General features: G+C 64.1%; 18 protein-coding genes. 11 read left to right on the forward strand and 7 right to left on the reverse strand.

Annotation, left to right across the window (positions count from 1 at the left end; genetic code table 11):
* The first annotated feature begins 73 nt into the window (after positions 1-73).
* Together YU9_RS0114725 and YU9_RS0114730 are read left to right on the forward strand one after the other, a co-directional pair.
* The gene (locus YU9_RS0114725; protein ID WP_027573532.1) at positions 74-577 is read left to right on the forward strand and encodes a GFA family protein; all 504 of its coding nucleotides are present in this window, start codon (positions 74-76) and stop codon (positions 575-577) included.
* A 288-nt stretch (positions 578-865) separates the two neighbouring features.
* Positions 866-2,527, forward strand: coding sequence for a thiamine pyrophosphate-binding protein (locus YU9_RS0114730; protein ID WP_027573533.1), 1,662 nt, complete (start codon positions 866-868; stop codon positions 2,525-2,527).
* A gap of 107 nt (positions 2,528-2,634) precedes the next feature.
* Here the strand turns inward: YU9_RS0114730 and YU9_RS0114735 are convergent, their stop codons facing one another.
* Positions 2,635-4,014 carry an LLM class flavin-dependent oxidoreductase gene (locus YU9_RS0114735; RefSeq protein WP_027573534.1) on the reverse strand — a complete coding sequence of 460 codons (1,380 nt, stop codon included), beginning with the start codon at positions 4,012-4,014 and terminating at the stop codon, positions 2,635-2,637.
* Positions 4,015-4,268: 254 nt separating this feature from the next.
* Here YU9_RS0114735 and YU9_RS0114740 point away from each other — a divergent pair, with 254 nt between their 5' ends.
* The 6 genes from YU9_RS0114740 to YU9_RS0114765 all read left to right on the forward strand — a co-directional run bounded on the left by YU9_RS0114740 (position 4,269) and on the right by YU9_RS0114765 (position 10,141).
* The gene (locus YU9_RS0114740; protein WP_027573535.1) at positions 4,269-5,654 is read left to right on the forward strand and encodes a M20 family metallopeptidase; all 1,386 of its coding nucleotides are present in this window, start codon (positions 4,269-4,271) and stop codon (positions 5,652-5,654) included.
* A gap of 87 nt (positions 5,655-5,741) precedes the next feature.
* On the forward strand, positions 5,742-6,653 hold the full coding sequence (locus YU9_RS0114745) for an amino acid ABC transporter substrate-binding protein (RefSeq protein WP_027573536.1): 912 nt from the start codon (positions 5,742-5,744) through the stop codon (positions 6,651-6,653).
* Positions 6,654-6,930: 277 nt separating this feature from the next.
* Positions 6,931-7,662: an amino acid ABC transporter permease gene (locus YU9_RS0114750; protein WP_027573537.1), complete on the forward strand. Its 732-nt coding sequence runs from the start codon at positions 6,931-6,933 to the stop codon at positions 7,660-7,662.
* 3 nt (positions 7,663-7,665) lie between these two features.
* Entirely contained in the window at positions 7,666-8,358 is a 693-nt protein-coding gene (locus YU9_RS0114755) for an amino acid ABC transporter permease (protein ID WP_027573538.1), read from the forward strand.
* A gap of 10 nt (positions 8,359-8,368) precedes the next feature.
* Positions 8,369-9,100, forward strand: a complete 732-nt coding sequence (locus YU9_RS0114760) for an amino acid ABC transporter ATP-binding protein (protein ID WP_027573539.1) — start codon at positions 8,369-8,371, stop codon at positions 9,098-9,100.
* A gap of 180 nt (positions 9,101-9,280) precedes the next feature.
* Positions 9,281-10,141, forward strand: a complete 861-nt coding sequence (locus YU9_RS0114765) for a D-amino-acid transaminase (protein WP_027573540.1) — start codon at positions 9,281-9,283, stop codon at positions 10,139-10,141.
* A 248-nt stretch (positions 10,142-10,389) separates the two neighbouring features.
* Here the strand turns inward: YU9_RS0114765 and YU9_RS0114770 are convergent, their stop codons facing one another.
* The 3 genes from YU9_RS0114770 to YU9_RS0114780 all read right to left on the reverse strand — a co-directional run bounded on the left by YU9_RS0114770 (position 10,390) and on the right by YU9_RS0114780 (position 13,787).
* Positions 10,390-10,851: a carboxymuconolactone decarboxylase family protein gene (locus tag YU9_RS0114770; RefSeq protein WP_027573541.1), complete on the reverse strand. Its 462-nt coding sequence runs from the start codon at positions 10,849-10,851 to the stop codon at positions 10,390-10,392.
* A 29-nt stretch (positions 10,852-10,880) separates the two neighbouring features.
* Positions 10,881-12,488, reverse strand: coding sequence for an MDR family MFS transporter (locus YU9_RS0114775; RefSeq protein ID WP_027573542.1), 1,608 nt, complete (start codon positions 12,486-12,488; stop codon positions 10,881-10,883).
* Between the two features lie 117 nt (positions 12,489-12,605).
* Positions 12,606-13,787, reverse strand: coding sequence for an HlyD family secretion protein (locus tag YU9_RS0114780; RefSeq protein ID WP_027573543.1), 1,182 nt, complete (start codon positions 13,785-13,787; stop codon positions 12,606-12,608).
* A 211-nt stretch (positions 13,788-13,998) separates the two neighbouring features.
* Here YU9_RS0114780 and YU9_RS0114785 point away from each other — a divergent pair, with 211 nt between their 5' ends.
* Complete coding sequence (locus tag YU9_RS0114785) at positions 13,999-14,910, forward strand: LysR family transcriptional regulator (RefSeq protein WP_027573544.1); 912 nt, start codon at positions 13,999-14,001, stop codon at positions 14,908-14,910.
* Between the two features lie 12 nt (positions 14,911-14,922).
* Here the strand turns inward: YU9_RS0114785 and YU9_RS0114790 are convergent, their stop codons facing one another.
* Positions 14,923-18,354, reverse strand: a complete 3,432-nt coding sequence (locus YU9_RS0114790) for an indolepyruvate ferredoxin oxidoreductase family protein (protein ID WP_027573545.1) — start codon at positions 18,352-18,354, stop codon at positions 14,923-14,925.
* Between the two features lie 153 nt (positions 18,355-18,507).
* Between YU9_RS0114790 and YU9_RS0114795 the strand changes: the two genes are divergently transcribed.
* Positions 18,508-18,963 (forward strand): Lrp/AsnC family transcriptional regulator, encoded by a 456-nt coding sequence (locus YU9_RS0114795; protein ID WP_027573546.1) that lies wholly within the window; start codon positions 18,508-18,510, stop codon positions 18,961-18,963.
* A 191-nt stretch (positions 18,964-19,154) separates the two neighbouring features.
* On the opposite strand, the gene YU9_RS0114800 is transcribed toward YU9_RS0114795, so the two are convergent.
* Complete coding sequence (locus tag YU9_RS0114800; RefSeq protein ID WP_027573547.1) at positions 19,155-19,655, reverse strand: hypothetical protein; 501 nt, start codon at positions 19,653-19,655, stop codon at positions 19,155-19,157.
* A gap of 67 nt (positions 19,656-19,722) precedes the next feature.
* Positions 19,723-20,196 (reverse strand): hypothetical protein, encoded by a 474-nt coding sequence (locus tag YU9_RS49885; protein WP_156951888.1) that lies wholly within the window; start codon positions 20,194-20,196, stop codon positions 19,723-19,725.
* Between the two features lie 62 nt (positions 20,197-20,258).
* Here YU9_RS49885 and YU9_RS0114810 point away from each other — a divergent pair, with 62 nt between their 5' ends.
* Positions 20,259-21,179, forward strand: coding sequence for a LysR substrate-binding domain-containing protein (locus YU9_RS0114810; protein ID WP_027573549.1), 921 nt, complete (start codon positions 20,259-20,261; stop codon positions 21,177-21,179).

The following is a 21,179-nucleotide window of genomic DNA, read 5'->3' on the forward strand; positions in this document are numbered from 1 at the left end:
GGTTCGCGACTTCGTCGCGCCCCGGAATGACGATCGTGTATTGTCGACTTCCTAACGACATCCAGGAGACACCATGTCCAAAGCCGCAGCCGCCGCAGGGATAGCCACCGGCCAATGCCTCTGCGGCAAGGTCACCTTCGAGATCGACGTTCCCGCGCGCTGGGCCTGGCACGATCATTCTGCCGCCAGCCGGCGCGCCCATGGAGCGGCTTATGCCACCTATGTCGGAAGCTGGAAGAAGCGCTTTCGCATCACCTCAGGCAAGACCGCGCTGACCCGCTACGAGGACAAGATGACCAAGACCGCGCGCAGCTTCTGCTCGCATTGCGGCACGCCAGTCATGTACGAACGTCCACGCGGGCCGCACATGGTTAACATTCCCCGCGCGCTGTTTAGCGAACGCACCGGCCGTCAGCCGCTCTATCACATTGCGATCGAAGAGCAGCAGGAATGGGCCTATACGGGCGAACCCCTGGTGCCGCTGAAAGGCTTTCCCGGCGTGGTCTGGCAGCGCTCGAAAAAGAAGAAGCGCGCGGGCGGCGAGGATCCATTCGAGCTGGGGCGAGAGGAGATGTAGCGCGAGCCGCGCCCTCCGCTCTCGTGCCCCGGACGCAGCGCCTCCCCGGCGATGCGAAGCATCGTCCGGTGCGGCGGTGCGCTGCTGAGCCGGGGCTCATGCCTCGGCGAACTCGCCGCTAGTCTGGGTCCCGGCTCTGCGCCGCAGCGCTATGCGCTGCGTCGCGTCCGGGACACGAGAGTGGGGCTTCCACGCAACGCAGCCATGACCGCGCTTCCTTGCGCGCCTCCTCTGGCTTCGGCCATCATGCCTTAAGTCCTTGCGGCAACGTCCGCTCCTGGAGGAAACATGAAGAACAAGATCACCGGCCGATCCGCCTTTCTCGCGCTGCTCAAGGACGAGGGCATCACGCACCTGTTCGGCAATCCCGGCACCACCGAATTGCCGATCATGCATGCGCTGAAGGATCATCCTGATCTCACCTATGTGATGGCGATGCAGGAGAGCCTGGTGGTCGCGATTGCCGACGGTTACAGCCGCGCCTCGGGCAGGCTCGTCGCCTGCAACGTTCACGTCGCGCCCGGCCTCGGCAACGCCATGGGCTCGCTCTATAACGCCCAGTTCACGGGCACACCGATGATCCTGACCGCGGGCCAGCAGGAGCAGGGCCACGGCCTGATGGAGCCGGTGCTTTATGGGCCGCTGGTGCGCATGGCCGAGCCGCTGGTGAAATGGGCGGTCGAGGTGACGCGGCTGGAGGACCTGCCGCGCATTGTGCGCCGCGCCGCCAAGGTCGCGACCACGCCGCCGACCGGGCCGGTGTTCATTTCGCTGCCCGGCGACATCCTCAACAGCGAAGCCGGGATCGATCTCGGCCGCTCCACCCGCATCGACGCGCGCGTCAAGCCGTCGGAGGAGGCGTTGAAGACCTTTGCCGCGCGGTTACTGAAGGCCGAGCGTCCTGTCATCGTCACCATGGACGAGGTGGTGAAGAGCGACGCGTTGAAGGAGGCAGCTGAACTCGCCGAGCTGCTCGGCGCGGCCGCTTACCAATCCTCGACGCCCTATGGCTCGCACTTCCTCTCGGAGAGCCCGAGCTTCGTCGGCACGCTCGCGCGTGTACAAAAAACCGCGCGCGATACGCTTGCACCGTACGATCTGCTGATCGCGCTCGGCGGCGATCCCTTGCGCATGTCGGTCTATAGCGAAGTGGATGCGCTGCCTGAGGGCCTTGGCATGGTGCAGATCGGTCTGGTCGATTGGGAGATCGCCAAGAATTATGGCGCCGAGATCGCGCTGAAGGCGGATTTGAAGGAAACGCTGCGCGCGCTGATCCCGGTGCTGAAGGAGATGGGCGGCGCGACACTTGCTAGCCGCGCGAAACAGCGCCTCGCCGAGCTCGCGCCGAAGAACTGGACCGCGCGCCGCGCCGCGCTGGTCGAGCAGATCAGCAAGAGCGCTGGCCGCGCGCCGATCGATCCCGACTTCCTGGTGCTGCAAACGGTCGAGGCGATGCCCGATCATGCCATCCTCGTCGACGAAGGCCTGACCTCCAGCCGCCAAGTGACGGCGCTGCGGCCGCACCGCGACCGCTATGGCTATCACGGCCTTGCTTCAGGCGGCATCGGCTGGGGCCTGCCGGCATCCGTCGGCGCCAGCATTGCCAATCCTAATCGTCCCGTCGTGTGCTTTTCGGGCGACGGCAGCGCGATGTACTCGATCCAGGTGCTCTGGACCGCGGCCCACCACAAGCTGCCGCTCAACGTCGTCATCGCCAACAATGGCGGCTATCGCATCATCAAGCAGCGGCTGCTCGCCTTCCACGGCGACGACAATTACGTCGGCATGGATTTTGTCGATCCGCCGGTGGATTTCGCCGGCGTTGCCAAGGCGCTCGGCTGCGAGGCGATCAAGATCAGCGATCCCCGTGAATTGAAGGCGACGCTGGCGTCGGCGTTCAGCCGGCCGGGGACGAAGCTGATCGAGGTGATGGTGGACGGGAAGGTGTAGGGCTGGCTCTGTCCACCGTCAGCACTTGCGACGAAGCAATCCAGAATCCCTCCGAGGTGAAAGCCTGGATTGCTTCGCTTCGCTCGCAATGACGAGGAGGAGGCAGCCTACCCCTTCCTCCCCACCCGATACCCCGCCGCCGGATGCGGCGCGTCGAGCCTTGCACGCCCGCCGCCGAATAGCTTCTCCCGCAGCGTGCCTTTCGCATACTCGCTCTTGTACCGCCCGCGGCGGGTCAGCTCCGGCACCAGCATGTCGGCGATGTCCTCGAAATCGCCGGGCGAGATCGCGAACGCGACGTTGAGCCCGTCGACGTCGGTCGCCTCGAACCAGTCCTCGATCTTGTCCGCGACCATCTCCGGCGTGCCGACCACGACCGGACCGGCGCCGCCGATGCCGACATGCGCGATGACGTCGCGCACGGTCCAGATGCGATCAGGATCAGCGCGGGTGACGTTATCCATCGCGCTGCGGCCGGCGTCGTTCTGGACGTGGCGCACTTGCTGGTCGAGGTCGTAGCCGGAGAAGTCGACGCCGGTCCATCCCGACATCAGGGCGAGCGCGCCCTCGGGGCTGATGTGGCGGCGGTAGTCGGCGTATTTTTCCTTCGCCTCTGCCTCAGTCCGCCCGAGGATGATCGTCATCATCGAGAACATCAGGATCTCCGCCGGATTGCGGCCAAGCGCGGCAGCCTCCTGGCGGATCGCGGAGACGCGCGGCGCGATCACCTTGGCCGATGGCCCCGACATGAACACGCATTCGGCATGGCGCGCGGCGAACTGCCGGCCGCGCGGCGAGGTGCCGGCCTGGTACAGCACGGGCGTGCGCTGCGGTGACGGCTCGCTGAGGTGAATGGTGTTGTTGATACGGTAGTTCGCGCCCTCATGATTGACGCGATGAACTTTTGCGGGATCGGTGAAGATGCCTCGTGACCGATCGCGCAGCACGGCGCCATCCTCCCAGCTGCCTTCCCAGAGCTTGTAGACGACCTCCATATATTCGTCGGCGATGTCGTAGCGGTCGTCGTGCCCGGTCTGCTTGTCCTTGCCGGCGCCGCGCGCGGCGCTGTCGAGATAGCCGGTGACGACGTTCCAGCCGATCCGCCCCTCGGTGAGATGGTCGAGCGTCGACATCCGCCGCGCGAACGGGTAGGGCGGCTCGAAGGATAGATTGCTGGTGACGCCGAAACCGAGATTTTGCGTCACCGCGGCCATCGCCGAGAGCAGCAGCAGCGGCTCGTTTGACGGCGTCTGTGCTGCATTGCGCAAGGCTGCGTCAGGGCTGTTGCCATAGACATCGTAGACCCCGAGCACGTCCGCCAGGAACAGCCCGTCGAAACGGCCGCGCTCCAGCGTCTTGGCGAGATCGATCCAGTAGGGCAGGCGGTTATAGTCGGCGGTGCGGTCGCGCGGATGGGTCCACAGGCCCGGTGACTGGTGTGCGACGCAATTCATCGCAAAGGCGTTGAGCCTGATCTGTTTGGCCATGCTGGTCCCCTCGGCGCCCTGTACTGAGCGCTCTTCGAATGATAGATGTGCGCCCCAATCTGGCGAAGTTCTTGCATATCTTTGGGGACTGGCAAGGTCAAAATCTGCGGTGCTGCCGCGGTCGGCAAGCCAATCTCAAGAGAGCAAGAACGAAAGCACAAGAACTGCCCAAGAACGATCCAACTCCCCGCCGCTTCCGACGGCCTATGTAGCCCGCTACGTTCGCCAGCGTCGAAACCTTGAAAACGAAAGCAATGACCAGAGCCGACGCCATCGCCCGCGCCCGTGAGGATTTCAAGTCCGGCGCGTTCCTCGCTGAACTCGACCGCCGCGTCGCCTACAAGACCGAGAGCCAGAATCCGGCGCGCGGCGCCGAGCTGCGCGCCTATCTGGAGCACGAGATGCAGCCGGCTTTTGCCGCGCTCGATTTTTCCAGCCGCATCGTCGAATCCCCGAGCGGCAAAGCACCATTCCTGTTCGCCGAGCATCACGAGAGCGCGTCTGCGCCGACCGTGCTGATCTACGGCCATGGCGACGTGGTCGACGGCATGGAGGGCGAGTGGCGCGAGGGGCGCGACCCCTGGCGCACGACGGTTGCGGGGACGCGCCTCTACGGCCGCGGCACCGCCGACAACAAGGGCCAGCACAGCATCAACATGGCGGCACTCCGTGCGGTGCGTGACGCCCGCGGCGGCAAGCTCGGCTTCAATGCCAAGTTCATCGTCGAGATGGGCGAGGAGATCGGCTCGCCTGATCTCGGCAAGGTCTGCGATCTCCATCGCGATGCGCTCAAGGCCGACCTGTTCATGGCCTCGGACGGCCCGCGCCTATCCGCCGACCGGCCGACGCTCTTTCTCGGCTGCCGTGGCGGCATCCGCATCCACCTCGACTTGAACCTGCGCGACGGCGGGCACCATTCCGGTAATTGGGGCGGCGTGCTCGCCAACCCCGCGACCATCCTGGTCAACGCGATCTCGACGCTGGTCGATGGCCACGGCCGTCTCCAGCTCGATGCCTTGAAGCCGCCGCGGCTCACCAACCAGATCCGCAGCTATCTCGCCGACGTGCAGGTGGTGCCGACAGCGGACGAGCCGGCGCTGGCCGAGAATTGGGGCGAGGAGGGATTGTCGGCGGCCGAACGGCTCTACGCCTGGAACACGCTGGAAGTGCTGGCGATGTCGTCGGGCAATATCGAGAAGCCGGCGAATGCCATTCCCGGCCACGCCAACGCCGTGCTGCAACTGCGTTTCGTGGTCGGCACCAAAATTGACGGGCTGATCGAGGCGATTCGCGCGCATCTGGTCCAGAAGGGTTTTCCCATGGTCGAGGTCCGGGCGGCGCAGAGCTTTGCTGCATCGCGCACCGATTTCGATAGCCCCTGGATCAAATGGGCGGCGGATTCGGTGCAGGAGACCACAGGCAAGGCGCCGGCCGTGCTGCCGAACTTTGGCGGCTCGCTGCCCAATGACGTGTTCTCCGAGATCCTGGGCCTGCCGACGATCTGGGTCCCGCACTCCTATCCTGGCTGCTCCCAGCATGCGCCCAATGAGCACATCCTGCTGCCATTGACCGAAGAGGCCTTGACGGTGATGGCCGGGCTGTTCTGGGATCTCGGCGAACTGCCGGCGGCGTTAACCTGAGCCGCTGATCCCGCCGAAAGTTACATTCTAATCCGGCTCGATTTGTGCTTGCATCCGGGACGCATCATCCGAAAGGGGAAGAGAAAAGTGAAACATTTCCGCCACATCGGGCTCGCGCTCGCCGCGACCTTCGCCGTCAGCCAGGCCGGGGCCCAGGAGCTGACCGGCACGCTGAAGAACATCAAGGACACCGGCGCGATCACGCTGGGCTTCCGCGACTCCTCGATCCCATTCTCCTATCTCGACGACAACCAGAAGCCCGTCGGGTTCGCGATGGACATCTGCTACAAGATCGTCGACGCCGTGAAGAAGGAGCTCAAGCTCGACAAGCTCGAGGTCAAGCTCAACCCGGTGACCTCGGCGACACGCATTCCGCTGATGGCCAACGGCACCATCGACCTCGAATGCGGTTCGACCACCAACAATGCCGAGCGCCAGAAGCAGGTCGCCTTCACCAACACCCACTTCCTGACCGCCAGCCGCTACGTTTTCAAAAAGTCGAGCGGCCTGAAGTCGATCGATGACCTCAAGGGCAAGACCGTGGTCTCGACCGCCGGCACCACCAACATCAAGCAGCTCACCGAGGCCAACGTCGCCAAGAGCCTCGGCGCCAACATCATCCCCGCCAAGGACCACGCCGAAGCCTTCCTGATGGTCGAGACCGACCGCGCGGTCGCTTTCGTGATGGACGATATCCTGCTCGCCAGCCTCGTCGCCGGCTCGAAGAACCCGGATGACTACACCGTCTCCAAGGACGCGTTCTCCAAGCCCGAGCCCTACGGCATCATGCTGCGCAAGGATGACCCCGCCTTCAAGAAGGTGGTCGATGCGGCAACCGCTGCGCTCTATACCTCGGGCGAGGCGGAGAAGATCTACAACAAGTGGTTCACCCAGAAGATCCCGCCAAAGGGCCTGAACCTCAATACGCCGATCTCGGCCGAGCTGAAGAACGAGTTCGCCAAGCCGACGGACTCGCCGAACCCGGACGACTACAAGTAGAATATACTGTCGCTGTGAATGCGATGGCCCGTTCGTTGCATTAGTGGCACAGCACGTTTCGCCTCTCCCCGCTTGCGGGGAGAGGCCGGAATTCAAGCGCAGCTTGAATTCCGGGTGAGGGGGCTCTCCGCGAGTCCTACAATCACCTCCCTTGCGGAGGGGCCCCCTCACCCCAACCCTCTCCCCGCAAGCGGGGCGAGGGGGCGCACCGACTGCGCCGTTGCAATTTGATGTGGTCTCATCCAGCCTAAGCTGTGATGTTCGCGCGGGGGGACACGTGAACTACAACTGGAACTGGGGAATCTTTTTCCAGCCGAACCCGATGGGGACCGGCACCTATCTCGACATGCTGCTGTCGGGTTTGGCGCTGACCCTCAAGACCGCGGCGCTGGCTTGGGTGATCGCGCTGATCACCGGCTCGATCGTCGGCGTCATGCGCACGCTGCCGTCGAAGGGGGCGAACTGGTTCGGCTTCGCCTATGTCGAATTCTTCCGCAACATGCCGCTCTTGGTGCAGCTGTTCCTGTGGTTCTTCGTGCTGCCGGAACTGTTGCCAAGAGGCGCCGGCACTTGGTTGAAGCAGCTACCGAACGCGCCGTTCTGGACAGCTGCGATCGGCGTCGGCTTCTTCATGTCGGCCCGCGTCGCCGTGCAATTGCAGGCCGGCATCGGTTCGCTGCCGCGCGGGCAGAAGATGGCCGCAACCGCGCTGGGTCTGACCACCGTGCAGGGCTATCGCTACGTGCTGCTGCCGATGGCGTTCCGCATCATCCTGCCGCCCTTGACCTCTGAGTTTCTCAACACCATCAAGAACACCGCGGTCGCCATCACCATCGGCCTGCTCGAGCTGACCGGACAGGCGCGCTCCATGCAGGAATTCTCGTTCCAGGTGTTCGAGGCCTTCACCGCCGCGACCATCCTCTACCTCCTCGTCAACGCCGTCGTCGTCACCGCGATGCGCTTCCTCGAGCGCTGGGTCGCGATCCCCGGCTACATCACGGGGAAATAAGCGATGTTCGGCAATCTCGATTTCGACGTCATCCGCCGCGCGCTGCCGTATCTGTTCTACGAGGGCATGACGTTCACCCTGACGTTGACGGGCCTCGCAGCCCTCGGCGGCCTCATCTTCGGCACGGCGCTCGCTCTGATGCGCCTCTCCGGCTTCAAGCTGCTCGGCCGGATCGCCGGCGTCTATGTCGACTTCATGCGCTCGCTGCCGCTGGTGCTGGTGATCTTCTGGTTCTACTTCCTGGTGCCTTACATCGGGCAGTGGCTGACCGGTGCCTCGCGCCCGATCAGCGTCGGCGCGTTCGCGTCCTCGCTCATCACCTTCATCATGTTCGAGGCGGCGTACTTCTCCGAGATCATGCGTGCGGGCATCCAGTCGATCTCGCGCGGACAGCCGGCCGCGGCCAGCGCGCTGGGGCTGACCTACGCCCAGACCATGCGCTACGTCGTGCTGCCGCAGGCCTTCCGCAACATGCTCCCGGTGCTGATCACGCAGACCATCGTGCTGTTCCAGGACACCTCGCTGGTCTACGTCCTCTCGATCACGGACTTCCTCGGCGCGGCGAGCAAGGTGGCACAGCGCGACGGGCGCCTCGTCGAAATGTATCTGTTCGCAGCAGTCGTCTACTTCACCATTTCCTGTATCGCGTCCTACGGCGTCCGCCGGCTCCAGGCGCGCATCGCCATCATTCGTTAGGGCTAGCCGCATGATCGAAATCAGCCACGTCAACAAATGGTACAGCCCGAGTTTCCAGGTGCTGACCGACTGCACCACCAGCGTCACCAAGGGCGAGGTGGTCGTGGTCTGCGGCCCCTCCGGCTCGGGCAAGTCGACGCTGATCAAATGCGTCAATGCGCTGGAGCCGTTCCAGAGCGGCGACATCCTGGTCGACGGCACCAAGGTCAACGATCCCAAGACCAATCTGCCGAAGCTGCGTTCGCGCGTCGGCATGGTGTTCCAGCACTTTGAGCTGTTCCCGCACCTCAAGATCATCGACAATCTCTGCCTGGCGCAGGAGAAGGTGCTGGGGCGGTCGCATGACAAGGCGCAGACCAAAGGCATGCAGCTGTTGGAGCGCGTGGGACTGAAAGAGCAGGCGCAGAAATTTCCGGCGCAGCTCTCCGGCGGTCAGCAGCAGCGCGTCGCCATCGCCCGCGCGCTCGCCATGGATCCGATCGTGATGCTGTTCGACGAGCCGACCTCGGCGCTCGATCCTGAAATGGTCAGCGAGGTGCTCGACGTCATGGTCGATCTCGCCCGCGAGGGCATGACCATGATGGTCGTCACCCACGAGATGGGCTTCGCCCGCAAGGTCGCCAACCGCGTGATCTTCATGGACCGCGGCGAGATCGTCGAAGACGCAGCGAAGGACGATTTCTTCGGCAAGCCCCGCAGCGACCGCGCGCAGAAGTTCTTGTCGAAGATTCTCTCCCACTAACCGGTCGTCATCCCGGGGCGCGCGTAGCGCGAGCCCGGGATCCATCAGGCGGCGTACGCGGGCGAAATGGATTCCGGGCTCGTCGCTTCGCGCCGCCCCGGAATGACGAATAGAGGGGTGATCCGTCCCCCTAACTGGCGTATAAGCGCGCCAATCCCCTTTCCCGCCAGGAGACCTGCCTTGGACCCGCTCGCCTATGTCAACGGCTCATTCGTCCCACTCTCGGAAGCCAAAATCTCGGTCCTCGATCGCGGCTTCCTGTTCGCCGACGGCATCTACGAGGTCTCCGCCGTGCTCGACGGCAAGCTGGTCGACAACGCCTCGCATCTGGCCCGGCTGGAGCGTTCGGTCGGCGAGATCAGCTTGAGGCTGCCGGAGACGATCGAACGCATCACCGAGCTGCAGAAGGAGCTGATCGCGCGCAACAAGCTCGTGAACGGCCTCGTCTACCTCCAGGTCACGCGCGGCGCCGACAAGGGCCGCGACTTCCCATTCCCCAAGGGCGACGTCAAGTCGAGCCTGGTGATGTTCACCTCGGAGAAGGACATCATCAACGCTCCCGTCGCAAAGACCGGCATCAACGTGATCACGGTACCCGACATCCGCTGGGAGCGCCGCGACATCAAGAGCGTCGCGCTGCTGGCGCAAGTGCTGGCGAAGCAGGCCGCGGCTGAAGCCGGTGCGGGCGAAGCCTGGATGCTGCAAGACGGCTATGTGACCGAGGGCGGCTCGTCCTCGGCGTTCATCCTGACCAAGGACGACGTCATCGTCACCCGCAAGAACTCCAACACGATCCTGCCGGGCTGCACCCGCAAGGCCGTGATCGCGCTTGCCGAGGAGCGTCAGCTTCGTGTCGAGGAGCGGTCCTTCACGGTTGCCGAGGCGCTCGCCGCCAAAGAGGCGTTCATCACCAGCGCATCCTCCTTCGTGCAGCCGGTGGTCGCCATCGACGGCAAGACGATCGCCGACGGCAAGCCCGGTCCGATGGCAAGGCGGCTGCGCGAGATCTACGTGGAGTTCGCCAAGGCGACGGCGGTTTAAGGCTATTGCGAGCTGGACGGACTTTTCGCTCGGCCACGTATTGCCTTGCCCCTCACCCGGATCGCTAAGCGATCCGACTTCTCCCCGCGGACGAGCGGGGAGAGGTTCAGCATATCTCGAGGGACGTCGAACCTGAATTGCTGCTGTGAGGGATGCACTGCTCTCTCACTCCCTCGCCCTGTTCTTACGGGGAGAGGGTGGGCTGAGGGGCTGTCTCCACAGAGACGTGAACGTTCTGTTGGGCCAACTCACGCCACCGACGCCTTCACCTTCACCGGATGCACGGCGCGGAACGCGATCGCGATCCTGTTCCAGGCATTGATGGCTCCGATCAGCATGGTCAGGTTTACCGTCTCCGCGTCGGAGAATTGCGCGCGAACCTGCGCGTAGACGTCGTCCGGCGCGTGCGTCTCTGAGATCAACGTTACGGCTTCCGTCCAGGCCAGCGCGGCGCGCTCGCGCTCGGTATAGAGCGGGGATTCGCGCCAGGCATTGAGCAGGTAGATGCGCTGCTCGGTCTCGCCGCGCTTGCGCGCGTCCTCGGTGTGCATGTTGATGCAGAAGGCGCAACCGTTGATCTGCGAGGCCCTGATCTTGACGAGCTCGATCAGCGATTTCTCCAGGCCGGTCGACTGGATCTGCTCTTCCAGCGCCATCAGCGCCTTCATGGTGTCGGGTGCGGCCTGGTAGAAGTTCATACGGGGCTTCATGGTCGTTCTCCTTGCTTGCTGGGTTGAAATCAGTGGGCACCACCGGCCGAGGTCTGGCCGGGCTTCTTCAGGAAGAGCACGGCGAGCAGCGCCACGATCAGCGCCATGCCGAGCAGATAGAATGTGTCGCTGAAGGCGAGGACATAGGCCTGCTTCTGCACGATGCGGCCGATCGCGACATAGGCGCGATGCGCGGCGTCGGCATGGTCGAGGACACCGTGGTTGACGAAAAACTGGGTGAGTTGCTCCAGCCGCGTGCGCGTCGCCTGCTCGAACACCGAGACCGACTGCATCAGCACGTTGGAGTGATACTGCTCGCGCTTGGTCAGCACGGTCTGGAGCAGCGCGATGCCGACGGCGCCGCCGAGATTGCGCATCATGTTGAACAGGCCGGAAGCCGAGGCCGCATTCTCCGCTTCGATGCCAGCGGTTGCCACGGCCGACAGCGGCGCCATGACCAGTGCCTGGCCGATCGCGCGAACGACGTTCGGCCACAGCAGCTGGTCGGCGGCGTAGTCGTTGGTCATATAGATGTTCATGAAATTGGACGCCGCAAACAGCGCAAAGCCGATGCCGATGATGATCCGCGCGTCGAAGCGCTGCATCAGGCGCGGTACCAGCGGGATCAGCACGAGCTGCGGCAACCCGGTCCAGGCCAGCACCATGCCGATCTGCTCGGCATTGTAGCCCTGGATGCGCGCCAGATATTGCGGCAGGATGAACACGGAGCCGTACAGCGCGATGCCGAGCAGGAAGTTCGCGAGCATGCCGAAGCCGAAATTGCGGCGAACGAGCAGGCGCAGGTTCAACAGCGGCTTCTTCACCGTGAGCTCGATGATGAGGAAGGCGGTCAGCGCCACGGCGGCGATGATCGACAGCTTGACGATGAAGGGTGAGCCGAACCAGTCGTCCTTGTTGCCTTCCTCCAGCACGGTCTGGAGCGCGGAGAGGCCGATCGCCATGGTGATGATGCCGGCCCAGTCGCCATCGCGCAGGAGGGACAGCTTCATCGGCTTGGCCTCGAGCGCGTACCAGAGCATGCCGACCATGATCGCGCCAGGCACCAAATTGACGTAGAAGATGTACTGCCAGCCGAAATTCTCGGTGAGATAGCCGCCGATGGTCGGGCCGATCGCCGGCGCGAACGTCGCCGACAGCGCGAACAGCGCGAGGCCCACCGGCTGCTTGCCGCGCGGCAGCAGCATGATGATCAGCGTGAAAGCCATCGGGATCAGCACGCCGCCGGTGAAGCCCTGGATGGCGCGCAGAACGATCATCTGCGACAGATCCTGCGCCAGCGCGCAGGCTGCGGACAGAGCCAGGAACAGGATCGCATTGGTGAGCAGATAGATGCGGATCGAGAAGACCTGCGCGAGCCAGCCCGACAGCGGAATCACCACGATCTCGGCGATCAGATAGGAGGTCGAGATCCAGCCGCCGTCATCGATGCCGGCGCCGATCGCACCCTGGATGTCGGCGAGCGAGGCGTTGACGATCTGGATGTTCAGCACCGCCATGAAGGCGCCGAGCGTGGCGCCGATCACCGCGATCCAGGTTTTCGCGGGCACCGCCCGAGCGGCGGGCGCGGGAAAGTTGGTGGCGGCTGCGGCGTTGAGGGCGGGTTGAAGCGTGCTCATGGAAGCCTCGTCTCGAGTACGGAGACAGGATGCGATAGGCGGACGATTTCGATAATCGAGGAAGTTTGGGAAGGATCATCCGGCAGGATTTGACAATCCCGCCGGAGCCTTCCGGCGTCAGCTCCCGTCCGGGCGGGACGCGTTGCCAGCGAGACGCTTGGCCGTCTCGCGTTCGGCCAGCACCGCCTGTTTGGTGTCGATGGTCGGCACCGCGGACATGCCGGGGCGCAGCAGGCCGGTGAGGCTGTGGTCGTCGAGCACGATCTTCACCGGAACGCGCTGCACGATCTTGGTGAAATTGCCGGTGGCGTTATCGGGCGGCAACAGCGCGAATTCGAGCCCGCTCGCCGGCGACAGGCTGTCGACATGGCCGTGCAGGGTCCGATTACGAAAACTGTCGACGTGCAGCTCGACCGGCTGGCCGGGCCGCACATGTGTGAGCTGGGTCTCCTTGAAATTGGCAACGACATAGACCGCATCGAGCGGCACCACAGCCATCAATTGCGTGCCGGCTTGCACATATTGACCGACGCGTAAGCTGCGGGCGCCGACCGTGCCGTCCACAGGCGCGGTGATCTCGGTATAGGACAGGTTCAGCGCTGCCTGCTGTGCGACCGCACGGGCACGTTCGAGCTGGGCTGCGGCCTGGGCGCGCTGGGAGGTGAGCACGTCAATCCTGCGCTGTGCAGCCACAAGGCCGTACTTCGCGTGCTGCAATTGCGCGCTGCTGGCACGCAGCGCCGCATCGGTCTGCTGTGCGCGCTGAATCGTGCCGGAGCCCGACTTCATGAGGTCGTCGTATCGGGCGCGCTCCTCCTGTGCGAATTTCAGATTGGCGTCCGCAGCAGCGACATCAGCCGTGCTTTGCTCGATGATCGGCTGTTGCAGTTCGAGCTGGGCATCGATGTTGCGCACGGACGCTTCGGCAGCCGCAACATCGGCGCGGGCCTGGTCGAGTGCCGCCTTGAAATCGCGGTCGTCGATCTTGGCCAGCAGCTGGCCTGCCTTGACCTTCTCGTTGTCGCCGACCAGCACCTTTGCGATGTAGCCGGAGACCTTCGGCGCGATGATCGTGGAGTCCGCCTTCACATAAGCGTCGTCGGTGGTCTCGAGATAGCGGCCGTTGGTCCAGTAATCGTGTCCGTAGTAGGCCACGGCTGCCGTCCCTGCGAGGAACGCGAGCACCAATGCCGCGCGCCGGACCATGTTCCGGGCCGGGATAGCTGGCGGCGCCTTGGCGTAATCGCGAGTGATTTCAGTCGCTTGCTGGAAGGTCTCGGTGCGGGGCATCTCGGACATTGCGGTCTCCTGTCGGGTCGCTGAGATTATCGGTCTTGCCGGCCCGGATGATAATTGGCAAAATTCTGGAAGGATTATCCATTAGAGGTGGATAATCGGAGCCGTCGCCTCGGTTCGGATGTCTACCGGGTCAGGCTCGCGACTGCGCCAGAGTGATTGCTGCCTCTGTCGCGCGATTGCTGCTGATGCGTACATCCTCGTGCAGGAAGCCATGGATCGATTGACCAGCCTCGAAGTGTTCAGCCGGGTGGTCGAGACCGGCGGCTTCTCCGCAGCAGCCCGCAAGCTCGACATGTCGACGACCATGGTGAGCAACCACGTCCAGGCGCTGGAGGACCGGCTCGGGGTGCGGCTGCTCAACCGCACCACGCGGAAGGTGAGCCTCACCGAGGTCGGCAAGGCCTATTACGACCGAACCACGCAGATCCTCGCCGATCTCGAACAGGCCGATGACATCGCGAGTGAATTGCAGTCGGTGCCTCGCGGCACGCTGCGCATTCACGTCGCCACCCATATGGTGCCGTTCGTCGCGCCGGTCGTGGCGAAACTGCTGTCGACCTACGCGGAGCTCAAGATCGATCTGCGCATGGGCGAGGCCGATGTCGATCTCATCGAGGAAGGCTACGACGTTGCCCTGCGCATGATCCCGCCGCCAGATTCGAGCCTGATCGTGCGGAGCCTTGCCACCTGGCGTCACGTGCTGTGCTGCTCCCACGATTACATCGAGAAGCACGGCCGGGTGCAGAAGCTCGACGAACTCACCGGGCATAATTGTGGTCGGCACTTGAACTACCCGTTTGGCGACGAATGGCGCTTCCTTGATCGCAAAGGCACACCGGCCTCCGTGCGTATCTCGGGCAGCTTCGTCACCAATAGCGGGGAGGCGCTGCGGAAGGTCGCGCTGGAGGGGGCTGCCGTCTGCCTGATGGCCGGGTTCCTCATTCAGGACGATCTCGAAGCCGGCCGCCTTGTGCGCCTCTTGCCGGAATATCGGACGGTCGAGCTCTCCATGAACGCGGTCTATCCGCACCGTCATCATCTGTCGGCGAAAGTCAGGACCTTCATCGACCTGCTCGTGCATCACAGCGCCGAGCAGCAGAAGCTGATCAACCCGTATTCGTGAGCGGCGCTGCGCTCAGGCCGCTCGCGCCGCTCTCGGCCGCGCCAGCAGGGATTCGACCTCGGTCTTGACCGATGCGATCGCAGTCTCTTTCACGGGCCCATAGCCGCGAATGTTCATGGGAGCCTTGGCTACGGCAATGAGATCTGCAAGGCGCGCTGCGTCGAGCTCACCCAGTATCCGCTCGATCAGCCCTTCATACCACCCGATCAATTCCCGCTCACCGCGCCGTTCGGCGGTGTAGCCGAACGGATCGAACGGCGTTCCGCGCAACCCCTTCAAGCGCGCGAGCATGGCCAGAGGCATTTGGATCCACTGGCCGAAGGCGCGTTTGCGCGGACGTCCCCGTGCATCGCGCCGCGACTTCAGGAACGGCGGGGCGAGGTGGTACTGGATGGTGAAGCCGTCCTCGAACTCGCGCTTCAATTCGTCGAGGAAGCCGCTTCGCATGTGCAGCCGCGCCACCTCGTACTCGTCCTTGTAGGCCATCAGCTTGAACAGCGCGCGCGCGACGGCCTCAGTCAGCGCCTCGCTGTTCAGGCCGGCTTCGGCATCGCGCACTCTTGCGACGATCGTCCGGTAGCGCGCCGCATAGGCCTCGTTCTGATAGGCCGTGAGGAATTCGGCGCGCCGGTCGACGAGCTGGTCGAGCGTCTCGGCTTTGGGCGCATCGTCCGCGTCAGGCAGAAAGGCCGGATCGGTCGCGGCGATCCGGCCCCAGGCAAAGGCCTGCTTGTTGCGTTCGATGGCGACGCCGTTGAGCTCGATCGCGCGCAGCATCGCCTGCAACGAGAGCGGGACCAGACCGCGCTGCCAGGCGAAGCCCAGCATGATGATGTTGGCATAGACGGCATCGCCGAGTAGGCGTTCGGCCAGCGCATTGGCATTAATCGTGTCGAGATTGTCATTGCCGATGACCTGACGGATTGCGCGCAGGCGGGCGGGCGAAGCGAGATCGGCGTCGCGGAAGCGGACCACGTCGCCGGTCGGCATCTCCGCGGTGTTGACAGCGGCGCGCGTGCCGCGGCGATAGGTGCCTAAGGCTTTCGGGGAGGAGCTGACGACGAGATCGCAGCCAATCAGCGCATCGGCCCCGCCCTGGTCGATGCGGACTTGATGCAGTGCCTCGGGACCTGATGCAAGACGGATGTAACTCAGCACGGGCCCAAATTTCTGCGCAAATCCGGTGAAGTCGAGCACCGAAACGCCGCGGCGTTCGAGATGCGCGGCCATGCCGATCAGCGCGCCGACGGTGATCACGCCGGTGCCTCCGACGCCGGTCACCAGCAGGTCGTAGGGACGGTCGAGCGTGGCGGGCGCGGGCAAAGGAAGCGCGGCGGCGCGGCCGGCCGCGTCTATTTGGCTGGCACTTTTCTTTCGTCGGGTGGCACCTTCGACCGTGACGAAGCTCGGGCAGAAGCCGTTGAGACAGGAGAAATCCTTGTTGCAGGCCGACAGGTTGATCTGGCGCTTGCGGCCAAACGGCGTCTCCCTTGGCTCGACGCTGAGACAGTTGGATTCGACCGAGCAGTCGCCGCAGCCTTCGCAGACGAGATCGTTGATGTAGGCAAAGCGCTTGGGATCGGCCATCTGTCCGCGCTTGCGGCGGCGCCGCTTCTCGGTGGCGCAGGTCTGCTGATAGATCAGGACCGAGACGCCGGGGATGTCGCGCAGCTCGCGCTGCACGGCATCCATGTCCTCGCGCGGATGGATGGTGACGCCGGACGGCAGGTCGGTTGGCGAGAACTGTGCGGGATCATCCGACACGAGCGCGATGCGCATCACACCTTCGGCGCGGACGCTGTGGGCGATGGCATGGACGCTGACGGGGCCGTCGACCGGCTGGCCGCCGGTCATCGCCACGGCATCGTTGAACAGGATCTTGTAGGTGATGTTGGCGCCGGCCGCGATCGCCTGCCGGATCGCCATCGAGCCGGAGTGATAGTAGGTGCCTTCGCCAAGGTTCTGGAAGATGTGCTTGTGGCCGGTGAACCGCGACGATGCCGCCCAGTTCACGCCCTCGCCGCCCATTTGGATCAGCGACGAGGTCTCCCGGTCCATCCAGCTCGCCATGAAGTGGCAGCCGATGCCGGCCAGCGCCTTCGATCCCTCCGGCACTTTCGTCGACGTGTTGTGCGGGCATCCCGAGCAGAAATAGGGCGTGCGCGTTGCACCCGTGACGTTGATCGTGCGCGCCGCTTCCGGCATCAAGGCGGCTGCGCGTGCCGCGAGATTGAGGCCCGGAAACATCGGGTCGAGCCGGCGCGCAAGCACAGAAGCGAGCGCCCGCGGCGACAATTCGCCGATCCAGGAGATCAGCCTTGCGCCGGTCTCGTCATGCTTGCCCACCATGCGCTCCGGCTTGCTGCCGGGATAATCGTAAAAGTATTCCTTGAACTGGCTCTCGATGATGCCGCGCTTCTCCTCGACCACGAGGATCTCACGCTTGCCTCTCACGAAGTCCATGGCGTCGTGCAGCGCCAGCGGCCAGACCATGCCGACCTTGTAGACGTCGATGCCGATGCTGCGGCAGGCCGCTTCGTCGAGGTCCATCAGCCGCAGCGCTTCCATCAGGTCGAGATGCGCCTTGCCTGTCGTGACGATGCCATAGGTGGAGCCAGGAATGTCGTAGATGTGGCGATCGATCGGGTTGGCCTTGGCGAAGGCATAGACCGCGTGCTTCTTCGCCTCCAGCCGTTCCTCGATCTGCGGACCCGGCAGGTCGGGCCAGCGATAATGCAGGCCGCCCGGCGGCGGCGTGAAGTCGGGCGTGCGGAAGACGCGCGGCGGGCGCAGCACGAAGGATGCGCCTGATTCCACGATCTCCGAAATCGCCTTGAAGCCGACCCACATGCCGGAGAAGCGGCTCAGTGCATAGCTATATTCGCCGAACGCGAGATATTCGCCGACGCTTGCGGGGTGCAGCGTCGGCATGAACCAGCTCATGAAGGCGACGTCGGACTGGTGCGGCATCGAGGAGGAGACGCAGCCATGGTCGTCGCCGGCAACCACCAGCACGCCGCCATGTGGCGAGGAGCCATAGGCGTTGCCGTGCTTGAGCGCATCGCCGGAGCGATCGACGCCGGGGCCCTTGCCGTACCAGAGCCCGAACACGCCATCGACCTCGCGATCCCCTTGCGTCTCGACCTGCTGCGAGCCGAGCACCGCGGTCGCCGCGAGGTCTTCGTTGACGGCCGGCAGGAATTCGATGCGATCCCGCTTCAGCCGTTCCTCAATGCGCCACAGCTCGAGATCGATGCCGCCGAGTGGCGAGCCGCGATAGCCGGAGATGAAGCCTGCGGTGTTGAGGCCGTTCGCCCGGTCGCGCCGCGCCTGGTCGAGCGCGATGCGGACGATGGCCTGCGTGCCCGTGAGGAAGACGCGGCCCTCCTCGCGCTCGTAGCGGTAGGAGAGCTCGTACGTGTCGAGTGACGGAATGGCGTCCATGGAGGACCTCGCGCGGCATCCTGCCCAGCGATGGAAGGCTATGCCTGGGTCGCTGGTAGGTCTTACCTATTTATTCCGTGTTGAGCGTCATTTCGGTAGAATTTTGCGCCTCAAGATCATTTCTGGTAGATCTCTATCGAATAGGGGGCGTCCATGATCGAAGAGCAGGACAAGCGCATTCTCGCCCATCTCCAGAAGGACGGCCGTGCGACCAACCAGCAGCTCGCGGATGAAGTCGGCATGTCCACCTCCGCCTGCTGGCGCCGGGTGCGGGCGCTGGAGGAAAGTGGCGTCATCCAGGGCTATGCGGCGCTGGTCGCACGCGAGCAGGCGGGCTTTGCGATGTCCGCCATCCTCCACGTCTCGCTGGAGCGGCACGATGCGAAGTTCGTGGACGAGTTCGTTACGCGGGTGACGAAGCGCCGCGAGGTGCTGGAATGCTTCGCGACCACGGGCGATGCCGACTATCACTTGCGCGTCGTCGTGCAGGATATGGCGGCCTACAACCGCTTCCTCGACGAGTTCATGTTCCGCATTCCCGGCATCCGCTACGTCCGCAGCAATGTCGTGCTGAAGGAGATCAAGACGAGTGTGGCGCTGCCGTTTTGAAGAAATGTCGCCGGGATCTGCAGGTCATACCGTCTCCGATCACCGGCGCAGTTGGCGCAACGAGAGAAGCGGCGCAATCATGGTGCGGAAACAGCATCGGTGCTCATGTGCTCACCCTATCTGGAACGTCGTGGTTGCGGACGCATGTCAGGCTCGCGGCCGGCATGTGACCGATCGCGGCCTCTCTGAGGTCACGAACTTTTTGCCTCTCCTCCGGCCCTGAGCAGAATCATGAAGGCAAGGGCGTGGCCGACGAGCAGCAGTGGTACGTAGAGGGTGGGGATATAAATGCCGGCGCCGAACAGGCCCGGATCCGGGATCTTTGTCGCGCCCATGTAGTACGCATTCAGGAGGTCAAGTGTCCCCCAGACGTTGAAGATCCAGACCACCGGGATGGCGATCGACCATCGCCACGAGAGAGCCGCCATCGACAGAAGCGCAAGGACGGCGGCGATAAGATCGCCCCATCCCACCTCGGCGGCGAAGCGCGAACTCAACTGGGCAGAGACGAACCCGGTCACCATGAAGTTCATTCCCAAGAATCTGAACGCATGGAAAGCTGCGATGAGTCTCAGGGCGTCATAGCGCGGCATCACGCGGATCGCCGGCCAAACATAGATGGCAGCGACCACCGAGCTGGTCAGGAAAGCGCCGGCGACGCTGAGAACGAATGGAAGATTGAAGTTCGGCACGTTCGGATTCCCTATGGTTGACCATGCTGTCGAGCCGGGACGATGCCTATCGGCGACATGGCGACGCTCAGGGTTTGGCCATGAGCAGGCGGAGCGGCATGAGCGGACCGACCGCGATGTATTCGTGATCGATGAGATTCTGCTTCGCCAGCGGCAGGCCTTCCATGATGGCGTGGCCTTCGGCGACATCCTTGACGTTCAGCAGGAAGACGGCTCCGCGCCCATCGGACCGCGAATACCATTCGCGAACCATCCCGTTGAGATAGAGCTGGGTGGTTTGCCTGATTTCATCGGGCATCACGGCCATGACCTGTTCGCGTGTGATGCCGGGCCTGACAGTCAGAACGACCATCACGCCGGTTGTCGGTGGCGTGGTTTGTGCTTGGGCAAGGGATAGCTCTGCCATGGAGGTAACACCTGTCAGTGTGAGGGCGAGTGCCAGGACGATGTTGCGGATTGCCTTCATCGGTTTCATCTCTCTGATCACGGCCATTGCTGCGATGTCGCAAATGTCAGGCGCGCCCCCAGCGGCGCGGCGCATTTGCGATCTTGATGTAAGGCCGTCCTTGCGAGAGCGACTATTCGCTATAATATTGATAGGCCATGAAGCAGAACTTCACAGTCCGGCAAGGTGCTCTCGACGGTGTGGAGGCGTTCCTGAGCGTCGCCCAGCACCGCAGCTTCCGCCGGGCGGCCGCTGAGCTCGGAGTAACGCCGTCGGCGATCAGCCAGGCGGTGCGCGCACTCGAAGCCCGCGTCGGCGCCGTGCTGTTCCTGCGCACAACTCGCAGCGTTAGTCTGACCGAGGCCGGCGAGCGGTTCTTTGCGCGCGCGAGGCCCGCCTTCGAGGAGCTCGTCGCGGCAAGCGGGGCCGCGCGCGACCTCGGACAGCGGCCGGCCGGGCTCTTGCGTCTCACCGTGCCGCGCTCGGTCGTGCCGATTCTGCTGGAGCCCCTGGTCGCCTCGTTCTGTCAGGCATTTCCGGAGATCGAGGTGGAGCTTGCTGCCAGTGAAGAGCTGGTCGACCTCGCCGCCGGAGGTTTCGATGCCGGCATCAGGATGGGGCAGTTCATCTCCCCGGACATGGTCGCGGTCCGCCTGACGAAACCGTTGCCTTTCCTGATCGTCGGCAGCCCGGCCTACCTCGAACGCCGCGGCCGGCCCCGGCGGCCGGACGATCTGCGCGAGCACGCATGCCTGAGATTGCGGCGATCAAACGGTGCGCTCGCACCGTGGTCGCTCAACGACGGCGGTCGTTCGATCGAGATTGCTGTTGCGGGACCCTTCATCGCCAACGACTTCCCGACGATGTTAGGTGCCGCCGTCGAAGGCGTCGGCCTTGCGCAAGTGCCAGGGCCGCTGGCGACCGACGCCGTCAGAACGGGAAAACTCGTCGCCGTGCTGGAGAAATTCGCGCCGATGACGCCGGGGGTGTTTCTCTACTATCCCAGCCATCGACAAATCATGCCGAAGCTTCGAGCCTTCATCGATCATGTGAAGGGCCGATCCCGGGCCGCGCGCTGA

This window comes from Bradyrhizobium sp. WSM1743, assembly GCF_000473065.1.
In the GTDB taxonomy this organism is placed as follows: Bacteria; Pseudomonadota; Alphaproteobacteria; order Rhizobiales; family Xanthobacteraceae; genus Bradyrhizobium.

What these genes read in the sequence shown, in the direction of transcription:
- YU9_RS0114725 (WP_027573532.1), top strand. Translation starts at nt 74, where the DNA reads ATGTCCAAAGCCGCAGCCGCCGCAGGGATAGCCACCGGCCAATGCCTC.
- YU9_RS0114730 (WP_027573533.1), top strand. Translation starts at nt 866, where the DNA reads ATGAAGAACAAGATCACCGGCCGATCCGCCTTTCTCGCGCTGCTCAAG.
- YU9_RS0114735 (WP_027573534.1), bottom strand. Translation starts at nt 4,014, where the DNA reads ATGGCCAAACAGATCAGGCTCAACGCCTTTGCGATGAATTGCGTCGCA.
- YU9_RS0114740 (WP_027573535.1), top strand. Translation starts at nt 4,269, where the DNA reads ATGACCAGAGCCGACGCCATCGCCCGCGCCCGTGAGGATTTCAAGTCC.
- YU9_RS0114755 (WP_027573538.1), top strand. Translation starts at nt 7,666, where the DNA reads ATGTTCGGCAATCTCGATTTCGACGTCATCCGCCGCGCGCTGCCGTAT.
- YU9_RS0114760 (WP_027573539.1), top strand. Translation starts at nt 8,369, where the DNA reads ATGATCGAAATCAGCCACGTCAACAAATGGTACAGCCCGAGTTTCCAG.
- YU9_RS0114770 (WP_027573541.1), bottom strand. Translation starts at nt 10,851, where the DNA reads ATGAAGCCCCGTATGAACTTCTACCAGGCCGCACCCGACACCATGAAG.
- YU9_RS0114775 (WP_027573542.1), bottom strand. Translation starts at nt 12,488, where the DNA reads ATGAGCACGCTTCAACCCGCCCTCAACGCCGCAGCCGCCACCAACTTT.
- YU9_RS0114780 (WP_027573543.1), bottom strand. Translation starts at nt 13,787, where the DNA reads ATGTCCGAGATGCCCCGCACCGAGACCTTCCAGCAAGCGACTGAAATC.
- YU9_RS0114785 (WP_027573544.1), top strand. Translation starts at nt 13,999, where the DNA reads ATGGATCGATTGACCAGCCTCGAAGTGTTCAGCCGGGTGGTCGAGACC.
- YU9_RS0114790 (WP_027573545.1), bottom strand. Translation starts at nt 18,354, where the DNA reads ATGGACGCCATTCCGTCACTCGACACGTACGAGCTCTCCTACCGCTAC.
- YU9_RS0114795 (WP_027573546.1), top strand. Translation starts at nt 18,508, where the DNA reads ATGATCGAAGAGCAGGACAAGCGCATTCTCGCCCATCTCCAGAAGGAC.
- YU9_RS49885 (WP_156951888.1), bottom strand. Translation starts at nt 20,196, where the DNA reads ATGCGCCGCGCCGCTGGGGGCGCGCCTGACATTTGCGACATCGCAGCA.
- YU9_RS0114810 (WP_027573549.1), top strand. Translation starts at nt 20,259, where the DNA reads ATGAAGCAGAACTTCACAGTCCGGCAAGGTGCTCTCGACGGTGTGGAG.